The organism is Paenibacillus sp. S28 (assembly GCF_016624415.1).
In the GTDB taxonomy this organism is placed as follows: domain Bacteria; phylum Bacillota; class Bacilli; order Paenibacillales; family Paenibacillaceae; genus Paenibacillus_AQ; species Paenibacillus_AQ favisporus.
The window spans coordinates 269,169-282,351 of record NZ_JACVTM010000007.1 but is presented as its reverse complement, the minus strand read 5'-3'; the positions used below and the strand labels follow the sequence as shown (position 1 = coordinate 282,351).

Genomic DNA, 13,183 nt, shown 5'->3' with positions numbered 1-13,183 from the left:
CATCCTATTGATTTATGCTGCCTGTTAACGCGTTCGTAGACGCCGATGACGATTGTTTATTCAATTTTCTTACCGAGACCAGACTGCTTGCAAGCAGCACAAATGCACCAAAAAGATAAGGCAAGTCAATATGGATTTCATATAATATTCCTGCGAGTAACGGTCCAAAGATCGTACCAAGACTCGTATAGGCATTATTCATCCCTGCGACGAATCCTTGGTCCTCTCCAGCTTCTTTGGATAGGAGGGTGTTGATGGTTGGACGCAAAATATTATTGAATGAAAAAAATAGCATGGTGATGATCATGACATAATAGTAATTGCCTGAGAATAGCAACGATGCGAGCGTGAAAGCGGATAGCAAAAGCATGGCGACGATAACCCGCTTTTCTCCGAACCGGCGGGTGATCCGGTCGGTCAGGAGCACTTGGTTCAGCGTGCCGATCAAAGAGCACACGGTAAGTAAAATGGCGATTTGCTGCGTGGTGAAGCCATAACCCTGAACGACAAAAAGCGGGAAAATGGCTTCAAAGTGCGTCAGACCAAACGTCATGGCGAAAACAATAAGCAGCAGGATAAAATAACGGGATTTTACGGAAAGACCAATTTGACGAAAGATATTGTCTTTCTTGTCCTGCACAGATTGGCGAAGGCGGCGGATCTCAGGCGACAGCGGCTCGGGGAGCATCCACATACTGCATATCATAGCCAGCAGTCCAACGGATGCGGAAGCGAAGAAAGGCATTGTGATACCCCATTCCGCAAGCAATCCTCCTACACCCGGCCCGATAATAAACCCTGAAGTCATCGATGCGCCTAACCAAGACATGGCCTTGCTGCGCTGGGCATCTTCTGTAATATCCGCAACGTAAGCAATAATCGCAGGGACCAGGGCGGCTGACCCGATTCCGCCGATCAGTCTCGACACGAATAATAAGGTTAAATCGCCTGCAAACGCCGCCAATAAATTAGAAATGGCAAACAAAATCAACCCTGTAATGATCATCGGTTTACGACCGTACCTATCGGACAAATTTCCTGCGAAGGGTGAGAATAGAAACTGCGTCAAACCGAAGCAAGAGACGAGATAGCCGGCGGCTTGGCCGCTTGCTGAAAACATTTCGAGCAGTTCCGGCACGATCGGAATGACGAGGCCCATGCTCAGATTAGCGAGAAACATATTCAATAGAAGTAATGGATATGCGGACCTTGGTAACATCAATGATCTCCTCTGTAGTCAATATATAACGATGGAAACAGGATAAACGGAACTTTTCATTTATGTTAGCATGCATCAGTCCGCTTGAATAATATGAATAATATTTACGACAGGAATCATTTTAATATAGATGGCTATCCGTATCCGATGAACAGGGAGACATAACAAGCGAATAACGGTAAACTTTCCTGAAATGAAAAGGATGTCCCAGGCCAATTAAGGCCTGGGACATCCTCCTTTTTTAGGCAAAATAATGCCCTTCTTCGAGATCGGCGATGAGTCCGGGCTGCATCGGTTTCCAGCCAAGAAGCTCCCGTGTTGCCTGACTCGCTTGCGCAGTGTTGTACAAGCTTGTAATGTCGAGAGCCGCAATGGCACCTAGAAAGCCGAAATGGGCAGCAGCTTCTTCAGATGTGATGCTGACCGCCGGCACGTTCAATTGCCGTCCGATGACCTCGGCGATCTCGCGGAGCGGAATGCCTTCATCGCCGGCGCCAAGCAGCCGTGAGCCCGCCGGGGCGGATTCCAGCGCCAGACGGTACAGAACTGCCGCGTCCAGGCGGTGAACCGCCGGCCAGCGGTTCGTTCCATCACCGATGTAGGCGGCGAAGCCCTTCGTCCGGGCGATGCTGATCATCATCGGGACAAAGCCCTTATCGCCTTCGCCGTGCACGGACGGTGCAAGCGAGACGATCGATGCCCGGATACCCCGCTTCGCCATCGCGAGCACGGCTTCATCCACGGCATGTCCATTGGCGTGTGCCGTAGTTATGAACGGCTTCCCGGAGCCTTCGAGCGCCGCTCCCATGACTTCCACGGCCCGTAAATCCAGAGCCAGTGCACCTTCAAAGTCGGAAAAATCGTTGGTGAACGCCAGATGAATCACGCCGTCCGCAGCCGCGGCGGCGCTGCTTAGCGTATCGAGATCGTCCAGCGTGCCGTATAGCGGTTCGGCTCCCGCTGCCTTTAATCCCGCGGCTTTCTCTTCAGAGCGGCAGAGACCCGATACAGTATGTCCTGCACCGATCAGTTCTTTGACAACCGCGGAGCCGACATACCCTGTTGCTCCTGTAACAAAAACATGCATTTTGAAATCCTCCTTCATAAGTTGACTGCGTGAACATGTTAAGCATAAACTATGAAGTGAACTCTAGGGCAAGCGGTCCAAAGGAGAAATGACGATGAAAATTCAGGAACTGGCGGACAAGATGGGATTAACGATTCATACGATCCGCTATTATGAAAAGGAAGGCTTGCTGGATGATCGGCATGTCCGGCGAGAAAGCAACAATTACCGCAACTATTCGGATGAAGCCGTCGAGCGGTTGAAGCTCATCAAGAAGTTCCAGTCCATTGGCTGTTCACTGGCTGAACTGAAGGAAGCGCTGCGGGACCACGACGCCAACGCGAACACGAACCAGCAGATTATCGATTGGATTCGCGGCAAGAAAAAGGAGATCGAAGGCAAGAAGGAAGAATATGACCAGATGCTGGTCACCCTTAACTGGATGCTGGAGTATCGGACTCTCCTCATGGACGATCCGCAAAAAGCACAAGAGATGCTAAATTCTTGGCATGCCGGCTCAACCGATTGAGCTGCTTTCTAAGTCGGCGTTAACGTGTCACCGAGAAAGCGAATCTTTTAAAAAATCCGCAAAATTCATTGGGGATCTGCCGATCAGTTTTTCCAATGCGGGATTGGTTTGCGAGAAATCTCCCTGCCGACTGGCCTGGAACATACCCGTTAGCATACCGACCATCGTTTCAGGTAGTCCTCTGGACATTAAATGGCTCCGATATTCATCATCCGACACGACAATTCGACGAATCGGCCGGTCCAAGACCTTGGAAGCAATCGATGCGATTCTATCCATGTCAATCGCTTCGGAAGCCGTAAGGTTAGGGGTTATACCGTCATAACTCTGCTCTGTCAGGATTACCGCTGTGGCTTCGGCCAGGTCGGAATGGGTGGTCCAGGCAACAGGACCATCTTCCGGAGCAATCAATTCCCCTGTTTTTAAAGCATCACCCATCCACATGATTGCTGAAGCGGCATAAAAGCCGTTTCGCAGCGACGTGAAAGCCATTCCTGAAGATTTTAGCATTTCTTCTGTAGCCGCATGAACGTTCATGGGAGGAAAATGCGACGTTGCAGATGAAAACATTTGGCTAGTGTACAGCAGCCGTCGAACGCCAGCTTTTTTTGCCGAGTCGATTGCGGTTTGATGCTGACGAACAGCAACCTCTCCCAAGGAGTGGGACGAGATCATTAGAACTTGAGACGCTTCCTCAAAGGCGTGATTGAGACTTTCGGAATCATCGAAATGCCCTTGCCGAACACGAACTCCGCGTTCTTTTAGATCCTGTGCCGTATTCACATCTCGGACACTTACACCAATGTCCCCAGCAGGAACACGCTTGAGAAGTTCCTCTACGACCTGCCGGCCTAATTTTCCATTCGCTCCTGTAACAACAATCATTTTTACACTCATCCTTTCGTTTGCGAATCATGATAGAGTTTCTTGCCATACGATTTTGCTTGTGTAATCATGATCGTATAAGTAAAATTTAAAAGGTCGGGTCCGTGCGAACAACCTGCAAAAAGCTGTTTTTGTTGTGTTCCGGACATTTTAGTCCTTTTGTCTGTTATTTGAGTTCTAGAGAAAGAGGGGGATAGAATGTCGGTAAATCCAGAGGATCCGCGTGTTAAAAGAACCCGTCAGCTGTTCGTGCAGGCTTTTAACGATTTGGTTGGGAAAAAGAGAAATGTCTATTCCATTTCTGTGCACGATATCACGAATCAAGCGGCCGTAAATCGAACAACATTTTATGCACATTTTCAGGATAAATATGACTTTCTTGAATATTGGATGACGGAAAAATTCCAAATGGCTATAAGGGATAGACTGCCGGAAGAAACAAGATGCAATGCGAATAATTTGCGAACCCTTATTCAAACCCTATTCGATTTTCTATTGCGGTTTCAACAATGCAGCACGCCGGGAGACAAGCAGTTTGAAGCGATGTTTGAAAAGGTCATGCATCAGGAACTTCATCGATTCCTGCTTCAACGGATAAATGAAATGGACAAACAGGGCTTTTCGCAAGAAAAATGGGAAGCGATGGCCCTCGTTATCAGTTGGGGCATATTCGGTTCGGCTTTGCAGTGGAGCCGGTACCCTCAAGATCGCTCAGTGGAAACGATGTTTGAAGGAGTCATTGAGGTTATATCGGCCAACTTAACCCCTGTATGGGAGTTTTATAACAAAAATAGCAGAGGAGGTACATAGTAAATTCCGGGCAAGCCGGGAGGTGGACTTTCTCGGGCAACTCTGAAGCTACTGCCAAAGGCAGAGCTTTTTTTTGTGCGAGCGGATCAAGTTGGGCTCATTCGGTGGACCATTTAGGAATATTGATTAACCATTTCAAGTAAATATTTTCGAAATTCATCAGCATAGGATTGCGGTTCTACGATTTTTAGGTTTGTCCCGAAACTTGCTAAAAATTGAAATCCGATAAGGTTCTGAGGAACGTGGATGGTTGCCAGGAAAAGGTCAGAACTATAGTTTTCAATACTCTTACGGCCATACCGTTCAATAAATTGATCCTTTATGCTGGGCGAAATCAACGCTCTTACAGTGACTAGTTCCGGTTGATAACTTGATTCATGTTCTTGTTCTAATGAATGATCTCTAGGGCTAAACGTTTTTTCATCCACTTGAAGATGGTCGATCCTGGATAATTTAAACGTTCTATACCTCAAGCGATGCAGACAGAATCCTTTCAAATACCAGCTTGTTTCGCTAAAATGAAGCTGATATGGCTCGACCATTCTATTCGTGGTCACACCATTTTTATCCATATACTCAAATGAAATTAACCTTCTTGCTAATATCGCTTCTTGACACTTCTTCAAAGTTTGACGAATTTCAGACCTTCCCTCCCAATCATAAAATGACAGATGTATTGAGCTTTTCGGAGCCAACGGGCTAACCATGGCTTCCATTTTTTTAATGGTCACTTCAACTTCTTCGCTGATCAGAATTTGTTCCAATCCGCCGAGTGCCGTTAATATATTCTCCAGGTCGGAGCTGCTTAAGAGACGTTTATCAACCTTGTATTCATCCATAATACCGTAGCCGCCATGAACTCCGTTGACGGAATAGATGGGGATGTTGGATACACTTAATGTTTCCATATCACGCAGAATCGTTCTTTTGGTAACGTTAAATAATTGTGCGAATTCTTTGGTTGAAACCACATCCTTTTTCAGCAGGATCATGATGATGGATATTAATCTCTCAACCTTTTCCATATGTACTCCTTCTTGTTCTGTACATTATTTATAAATGGTGACATAAAGCTGTCACCTCTTATTCATTATACTACATTTATAACAAGAAGGAGGTTTTACTAAATGTCAGCGATTGTCTATTTAAACTTTGATGGGGTTGCAGAACAAGCGATTGATTTTTATGCGAAAGCTTTTTAAAAATGGTCTTTCCAAAGAAGGCCATTTTTTTAATATTCCTATTTGAAAGGAGGACAATCTTATTAATTTATGTTTAAGAACAGATTAGAAAAATTCCTAACAAACACGAGAAAAAACAAGATGTACGGTCAATGGAACGATAATGGACGCCTACTGGATTATTAATATCCTTTACATTAGAAAGAAACCAAAAAAGTCATAACCACAGATATTGGTTATGACTTTTTTGGCGCCTCGATTTTCCGTTAGCTTAATACAACACCTTGCATGAACGGGACATTACTGCATGATCCAGTTTTAGCTTAACTAACGGGCAGTTTTGCTTATAGTCGTGAATCCACGCGGGGGACTTAGAGAAGGCAGTCCGAAGGATCGAAATCCCGAAACCTCATGGTAGAGTTCGGGGTTATTAGTATTTTGCCGTATCCATTTTTTCGTAGGCATATGTCATAGGAACACTAGCGGATCCAATTTCATAAATTATTTTGTCGAGAAGGGCGGATGGGCTTTGTATGCCGGTTCGGATTCAGATCCAAACATTCTCGTATAACGATTGTCCCGTGCAGGGACAGTGAAATGAATGATACGGAGGGTATTAAATGAACGAATTCCAGAAAGGTCTGCAAAACTTGAATGTCGGCCAATTCAATACGTCGGGGATGACCCCTACGTCGGCGCAATATCAGAACTGTCCGGGGGATTCCCGCTTATGTGTTGGTATTTGCTTTTTTTGCGCCGGCGCATGTGGCGGGTTTTGTTCATGCGGTAACTGTTTCCGCTGCAGTAGCTGCTTCAATTGCGGAGGCTGCGGAGGTTGCGCACGTTGCGGAGGCTGCGCCCGCTGCCGTTGAGTTCCAACAAGCTCGCTTGGCGATCCGCAAAACGGTATGCCCCTGCAGATATCGCGTCTTGCAGGGGCTTGCTCCTTTTTGTTTTAGGCATGACGGACAAAACGCTCTACATAACTTGAAAATGAGGGAAAACCGAAGGTGTGTCAATGCGGTTATCACCGGCAGAAGCTTAGTCTTTTACTTACGAAGCGGTTTTGCCTCCGGCAAAACCTTAAGGAGGAATAAAAACTTGAACCCTTCTATGCGTCTGAAAGTGAAAGGGGATACGTTCTTTCTCCCCGATTCGAATGGAGGCGTCTATTTTCGCAACAATACGGGTTCGTTCCGAATGGAAGGCGACATGGTCGACCAGTGGATCGAAAAATTGATGCCGATGCTGAGCGGGGATTATTCCATGGCGGATCTGACGGACGGGCTGCCGGAACCGTACAAGGTACGGGTTTATGAAATCGTGGAAGTACTGCTGAATAACGGCTTTGTCCGGGATTCCAGCCAAGACCGCCCACACAGTCTTGCGGAAGCGGTAGTACGGAAATATGACGCACAGATCGAATTTCTGGACAGCTTGGCGGGGGAGGGCGCATACCGCTTTCAAACCTATCGCGAGGCTAATCCGATTGTGGTTGGTTCCGGCCCGATCTTTATCTCGCTCGTTGCGGCTTTGTTGGAATCTGGGTTGCCCCGGTTTCGTATGTTGATCCTGAACCCGGCGACCACGGATCGCCAGCGGATCTCAGAGCTGACAGCGGCCGCGCGTCTCACGGACTCCGAGATTGAAGTCAAGGAGATCTTTCCGTCGAATGACGGCTTCCTCGATTGGTCTGAGGTCGTGCGGCAGGCGGATTCCGTTCTCTACGTTGCTCAGGATGACGATCCCGGAGAGCTTAGAGCGCTTCATGCGGCCTGCAGGGACGCGAAGAAGCTGCTGCTGCCTGCCATCTACTTGCGGCAGGTGGGCATAGCAGGACCGTTGGTGCACCCGGATTCGGACGTCTGCTTCGAATCGGCATGGCGCAGGATTCACCGAACCGCTCTTGGCGATGCAGATCGGCCGACCCCCGTCTCTACTACGTCGGAAGCCATGCTCGCGAATGTGGTCGTATTCGAATGGTTCAAAGCCGTTTCGGGCGTGACAGTTTCTGAGTTGAACGGAAAACTGTTCCTGCTGAATCCGGAAACATTAGAAGGCGGGTGGCATTCGTTTCTTCCCCATCCGCTGGTCAGGGGTCTTCGTCCGGCCGAGCCTACGGATCCGTTCGACCATTCAATCGATCAGCGAACAGAAAGGCAGAATGCAGAACGTCTCTTTTCCTATTTCAATCGCTTGACTTCGGCGGAGACCGGCATTCTTCACTTGTGGGAGGAAGGGGACTCGAAGCAGCTTCCGCTCTCCCAGTGTCGCGTTCAGGCTGTCGACCCGCTGTCGGAAGGCCCCGCTGATCTGCTGCCGCTGATCGTCTGTTCTGGAATGACGCATCATGAGGCTAGGAAGGAAGCGGGCTTGGCCGGCATCGAGGCGTACGTGTCGCGACTGGCCGGGGTTCTGAAGACAGCCAGACCTGCGCAGCCGGATTCCGCCAGCCTGATCGACTCGCAGCCGTATGGATATGTAGGGATCGGAGCAGGAGAGACCGTAGCAGAAGCGGTTTTCCGCGGACTGCGGAAATGTCTCTTCGAGGAGCTGAAAAGTCGTTCCGAATCCAGCGAGCCCTCCGTTTATCCAATCAAGCTAAGCGGAGTTGAGGACGATATTTGCCGCTATTATTTGCGCGCATTATCTACGATGCAGGAAGCCCCGGTAATCGGATTGGGTCAAGAAGCGTCGGGTTTCCCGGTCGTCTGGGTCGGTACGAACGGGTACTGGTTCGGCGGAGTCGGAGTCAACCGCACAATGGCGCTGCGTGAATCGCTCCGACAGGCGCTGATGAAAACTCAAAACGATGCGGCGGACATTCAAAGCCAAATCCTGGAGCGTTCTTCGGTCAAGGTTGAAGATGTCTTACCGCAGAGCCTGACGATCCCGGGTTTCGATGATTCGGAATCCGGCATCATGCTGCAGTCTGTCAGGCAGATCCTGCAATCGAACCATAAGCGGATCGCGGTCGTTGACTTATCGATAGAACCGTTTATGAAAGAAGAACTGGCAGGGGTGTTTGGCGTGTCGCTGAGAGAGGAGGAGACGCATTGAGCGCAATCGTGACGGTCATCGGGGAAGGACAGCTCGCGGATTTGGTAATCAAGCAATTGTCTGCCGATGGCCGCTATCGGCTGTTCCGGCAGGAGAGCATGGATTCCGGAGAGGCGGCAACGGGAGACTTGGCGCTGGTGCTGAACGATGCTTGGGATCCTTCTGTTCATCTTGCGGCGGAGGAACGGTTCCGACAGTCGGGAACACCCTGGCTTCGCGGCTTTGTTGCATTCGGAGAAGGGATTGTCGGTCCGTTGGTTCGTCCGGAGGGGCAAGGATGCTCGCAATGCGCGGATACCCGGTTCCTGCTGGCGGGAAGTGATCGCAGGGAATCGTGGGGCCTACAGCAGATGCTGGCATCGCAAGGGGGGATCGGCCGGGACGCTTGGGCATCTCGCACGGGATTGTTGCAGATGGCGCGCCTTGTTGCGGCCGAAGCCGTGAAGGTGCTGGAGGGTGGAGAGCCGGAGACGGAAAGCCGGATATACTTGATCGATCTGCGTACGATGAACAGCTCGTCGCACTTCTTTCTGCCCGATCCGCTATGTCCGACCTGCGGCCGATTGCCGGAAGACGATGAGGGGACGGCTCGCATTGAGCTGCAGCCAAGCCTGAAAATCAGCGGTGAAACGTACCGCAGCCGTTCGATGGATGAGCTGAAGGAAGTTTTAGCCAAAGATTACCTGGATGTCAGGACTGGTTTTCTGAATGGGAAAATGGTTGACCTTGTGTCTCCTTTTGCCGATGCGAGCATCAATTTGCCCTTGTTTGGAGGAGATGAGGCTTGCGCAGGTCGGACCCACTGCTATGCGGATAGCGAAATGACGGCCATCCTGGAGGGGCTGGAGCGTTATTGCGGTCTGTCGCCCCGCGGCAAACGATCCGTCGTCCATGACAGTTTCCGCAATGTGCAGGACCAGGCGCTCGATCCTCTTCGCGTAGGCGTCCATGCGAAGGAACAGTATGAACGCGCAGGCTTCCCGTTCAAGCCATTCGATCCCGAGCAGCCGATCGATTGGGTATGGGGTTATTCGTTCCTGCAGCAGCGTCCGATTCTCGTACCGGAGCTGCTGGCTTATTACAGTTCGGGCTGTGGTCAAGGGTTTGTCTACGAAACGTCCAATGGCTGTGCGCTGGGCGGCAGTCTAGAGGAAGCGATCTTCTACGGGATGCTGGAAGTGGTGGAGCGCGACTCCTTCCTCATGACCTGGTATGCACGGCTGCCCCTGCCGTGCCTGGATCACCGTTCGGTCCAGGACCGGGAATTGAGATGGATGACGGATCGTATAGAGGCCGTAGCGGGCTATGAAGTGCAATTGTATAAATCGACAATGGAGCACGGCATACCAAGCGTGTGGGCGCTCGCGAAAAACAAGAAAGAGCGGGGTGTAAACCTCATCTGCGCGGCGGGCGCCCATCCAGATCCGATTCGCGCGGCCAAGAGCGCGATCCACGAGGTGGCGGGCATGCTGCTCACGGTCAACGAGAAATTCGAGGAAAACCGTCAGCAATATGAACGGATGCTTCTCGATCCGTACCAGGTCGTCCAGATGGAGGATCATTCCATGCTGTACGGGTTGAAAGAGGCGGAGGAACGGCTCGATTTTCTGCTGAATGACGATCGTCCGATCCAAACGTTCGCTGAAGCGTTTGAACCGAGGGGCTGGAACGCAGATCTGACCGATGATCTGAAGGCTATGCTGCATGTTTTTCGCCAATTGAATCTTGAGGTGATCGTGGTCGACCAGACAACTCCAGAGACGCGCCGCAACGGATTGCATTGCGTGAAAGTGCTCATTCCCGGCATGCTGCCGATGACGTTCGGGCAGCATCTCATCCGTTTGACGGGACTTGATCGAGTGCTCAGGGTCCCTGTAGAGCTGTCATACTCGCAGGAGCCCTTGTCTCCCGAGCAGCTTAATCCATATCCGCACCCGTTCCCATAAATTTAACTATCAGCGGCGCGGTTGAAGACAAGGAGGAAAGCGATGAGTCTTATGAATTTGGACGTTTTTCTTCACCATTTGCAATATGATCCGGATAAGGTCAAGCCCTTGAATTGGGAGACGGATTGGGATGACGCACCGCTTCCATACAAGCTTTATCGCGATTTGCCAATGATTCCACTGTCCAGGGAAGTGCCGGCAACGCTCGAGGGCAGGGTTACGACCGGTGAGCCGCCTAACCTTCGCGATATCGGACATTTCCTTTACTATACATTCGGGCTTACACAATTGACCCAATCCGTCATGGAACGGGATACATCGGAAGAGTCGGCAGGCGTCTTGCAGATGTGTCGACGCTTCGTACCTTCCGGAGGCGGGTTATATCCGAGTGAACTGTATCTCTATCTGAAGCTTGGTGAATTGCCTGCCGGCGTATACCATTACGATGCGGCGCATCATCGGTTGGCGTTGCTGCGCGAAGGAAACTTCGATGATTATGTAGCAAAGTCGCTTGGGAATCGCCGCGACGTGAGCGGTTGCTTCGGAGCCGCGTTCGTATCTACGGTTTACTGGAAAAATTTTTACAAATATAATAATTTTTCCTACAGGCTGCAGGGACTGGATGCTGGCATTTTGATCGGACAGCTGCTCGAAATCGTGAAACGATTCGGATATTCGTCTAGTGTGCATTTTCAATTTCTCGATCAAGCCGTCAATCATCTGCTCGGACTATCGGAACAAGAGGAGAGCGTGTATGCGGTTATCCCGTTATCGACTGATCCGGTGATCCGGTGGATGGAACGCGGGAACGAGGATCAGGACACGGTTTCCGCCTCCGAGCTGTGCGGGGACTTGCTGCCAATCAAGCATGATCACTATGTCAGGTCACAGAGGATCGCAGATTATCCGATACTGCTTCAGATGAGCGAAGCGTCCAGACTGGATTCGACGCGATTGTTCCGAGAGATTCGGAAGGATGAACAAGCAATCCCGGATCATGCGCTCACACTGCCCCTGCCTCCTGTAGACCGCTTGTCGTATGATTTGGCGGCGGCCTGCCGCAACCGGTTTTCGCCCGAGACAGAATTTATTTCGAAGCCGATCGGTCTCTCCCGGCTTGCAGCTCTGCTTCGGGAAGCGACGGCTTCCTTCTCGTATCACAATGACCTGGATGGCCCGCGGGAGCGGACGGAACCCCGTGTATGCCTGTATGGTTGCTTCTACGGGGTCGAAGACCTTCCGGATGGCGCTTATCGGTATGATGGCGCCGAGCATGCGCTGCAGTCGGTTTCTCCTGGAGATCAACGTCAACGGCTGCAGGAGGGGATGTCGCTTCCCAATATCAATTTGTTTCAAGTGCCGCTCGGCTTTCATGTTGCAGGGAAGAGGAATTTCTTTCAATCGCTGCTCGGCAAGAGGGGCTACCGCATACAGCAAATGGAGGCCGGGATGCTCGTGCACCGTTTATTGCTGGCATCATCCGCCCTTGGAATGGGAGGGCGTCCGCTTCTTGGTTTTGATGCCAATTCCAGCGATGCGCTTTATCGCACGGCTTCCCGGGATGAAACGGGGCTGATTTTTATTCCGGTCGGTCCATATCGTCAACGATTGCGTTTGGCGGGCAGTTTGAGCCGTTGAAATAAAAATATCATCGCTAACGACATTGCCGCGAGCGGTCATGTCGTCAGCGATGAAACCCATGGCTAAATAGTTTTGTTGGTACGTATGTATCACCGTTTCACACAATGCACGAACCGTAATATTTTTAGCCGTTACTCGAAACAAAAGCTAATTTTGTAAATTCGTCAAGGAAAATAAGAAGACCGGCTTAGGGTTCCGGTCTCCCATTCAAAAAAACTGATTATAAGAGAATATTCGGGCTTTTATAGGCGGGGAATAGTATTTTCCAGTCTCCATTAAATTTTTTCAGTGTGAAAGTAATCTCCCTGGGGCTTGATTTATTTTGCTCGGTTAATGCAACTAAGGCAACGTAAATATCTTTTCCTAAAACAAAGAACTTTTTAATGGAGTAGCTCACGATTTGGTTTGAAATCGCATTTCGTTTATAACTTTCGAATGGCTCAGCAAATCCATTTTCAAAAACAATACATTGATAAGCTTCTTCGATATGTAATTGTTTTAGACTTCTAAGGTAGAAATCTAGGGTCTTTTCTGGATCAGACTTATGAATATAATCAAAAAATATAAACGCTATTGCAATACCAATGATGACTCCAATGACTCTTTTAGTTGTCACAACCACCTCCGTTTCAGTTATATCGCCCCATGTGATTATACATAATTTCTTGCATAACTTGTATAAATTTAGAATAAGCCAACCTGGTCTCACCTCGGAAGCAAGGGAGTTTCCGCAAGTGCGGTATTAGGTGTAGGATCAAATTTCAAGCGACCATAATATCGGAAACAATTGAAGAGGCTGTTCCACCGTTTATGAGCGTACAACGGTGTATGGCTTGCTGATTTTAT

11 protein-coding genes and 1 pseudogene are annotated in these 13,183 nt (G+C 49.7%); 7 read left to right on the top strand and 5 right to left on the bottom strand.

Going from position 1 to position 13,183, the window contains the following annotated elements:
* Window positions 1–4: 4 nt before the first annotated feature.
* Both IAE55_RS19015 and IAE55_RS19010 read right to left on the bottom strand, forming a co-directional pair.
* Window positions 5–1,219 carry an MFS transporter gene (locus tag IAE55_RS19015; RefSeq protein WP_200633556.1) on the bottom strand — a complete coding sequence of 405 codons (1,215 nt, stop codon included), beginning with the start codon at window positions 1,217–1,219 and terminating at the stop codon, window positions 5–7.
* Window positions 1,220–1,460: 241 nt separating this feature from the next.
* Complete coding sequence (locus IAE55_RS19010) at window positions 1,461–2,306, bottom strand: SDR family oxidoreductase (RefSeq protein WP_200633555.1); 846 nt, start codon at window positions 2,304–2,306, stop codon at window positions 1,461–1,463.
* Window positions 2,307–2,400: 94 nt separating this feature from the next.
* Between IAE55_RS19010 and IAE55_RS19005 the strand changes: the two genes are divergently transcribed.
* Window positions 2,401–2,814 carry a MerR family transcriptional regulator gene (locus tag IAE55_RS19005; RefSeq protein ID WP_105442638.1) on the top strand — a complete coding sequence of 138 codons (414 nt, stop codon included), beginning with the start codon at window positions 2,401–2,403 and terminating at the stop codon, window positions 2,812–2,814.
* A gap of 27 nt (window positions 2,815–2,841) precedes the next feature.
* Here the strand turns inward: IAE55_RS19005 and IAE55_RS19000 are convergent, their stop codons facing one another.
* The gene (locus IAE55_RS19000) at window positions 2,842–3,699 is read right to left on the bottom strand and encodes an SDR family oxidoreductase (RefSeq protein WP_145159531.1); all 858 of its coding nucleotides are present in this window, start codon (window positions 3,697–3,699) and stop codon (window positions 2,842–2,844) included.
* Window positions 3,700–3,897: 198 nt separating this feature from the next.
* Between IAE55_RS19000 and IAE55_RS18995 the strand changes: the two genes are divergently transcribed.
* Entirely contained in the window at window positions 3,898–4,509 is a 612-nt protein-coding gene (locus IAE55_RS18995; protein WP_145159316.1) for a TetR family transcriptional regulator, read from the top strand.
* Window positions 4,510–4,622: 113 nt separating this feature from the next.
* On the opposite strand, the gene IAE55_RS18990 is transcribed toward IAE55_RS18995, so the two are convergent.
* The gene (locus IAE55_RS18990; RefSeq protein ID WP_200633554.1) at window positions 4,623–5,534 is read right to left on the bottom strand and encodes a helix-turn-helix transcriptional regulator; all 912 of its coding nucleotides are present in this window, start codon (window positions 5,532–5,534) and stop codon (window positions 4,623–4,625) included.
* Window positions 5,535–5,780: 246 nt separating this feature from the next.
* Between IAE55_RS18990 and IAE55_RS33875 the strand changes: the two are divergent.
* The 5 genes and pseudogenes from IAE55_RS33875 to IAE55_RS18970 form a co-directional block, all read left to right on the top strand.
* Window positions 5,781–5,876 (top strand): annotated as a pseudogene (locus tag IAE55_RS33875) (YdeI/OmpD-associated family protein); the annotation flags it as partial.
* 434 nt (window positions 5,877–6,310) lie between these two features.
* A complete protein-coding gene (locus IAE55_RS18985; RefSeq protein ID WP_200633553.1) occupies window positions 6,311–6,562 on the top strand; it encodes a heterocycloanthracin/sonorensin family bacteriocin in 252 nt (83 codons plus the stop codon).
* 229 nt (window positions 6,563–6,791) lie between these two features.
* The gene (locus IAE55_RS18980; protein WP_267918341.1) at window positions 6,792–8,750 is read left to right on the top strand and encodes a putative thiazole-containing bacteriocin maturation protein; all 1,959 of its coding nucleotides are present in this window, start codon (window positions 6,792–6,794) and stop codon (window positions 8,748–8,750) included.
* The gene (locus tag IAE55_RS18975; RefSeq protein WP_200633552.1) at window positions 8,747–10,696 is read left to right on the top strand and encodes a TOMM precursor leader peptide-binding protein; all 1,950 of its coding nucleotides are present in this window, start codon (window positions 8,747–8,749) and stop codon (window positions 10,694–10,696) included. The genes IAE55_RS18980 and IAE55_RS18975 overlap by 4 nt, the downstream gene beginning before the upstream one ends.
* Window positions 10,697–10,738: 42 nt before the next feature.
* Entirely contained in the window at window positions 10,739–12,334 is a 1,596-nt protein-coding gene (locus IAE55_RS18970) for a SagB family peptide dehydrogenase (RefSeq protein ID WP_200633551.1), read from the top strand.
* Window positions 12,335–12,557: 223 nt separating this feature from the next.
* Here IAE55_RS18970 and IAE55_RS18965 read toward each other — a convergent pair whose 3' ends face one another.
* Complete coding sequence (locus IAE55_RS18965; protein WP_200633550.1) at window positions 12,558–12,953, bottom strand: hypothetical protein; 396 nt, start codon at window positions 12,951–12,953, stop codon at window positions 12,558–12,560.
* Window positions 12,954–13,183 lie beyond the last annotated feature (230 nt).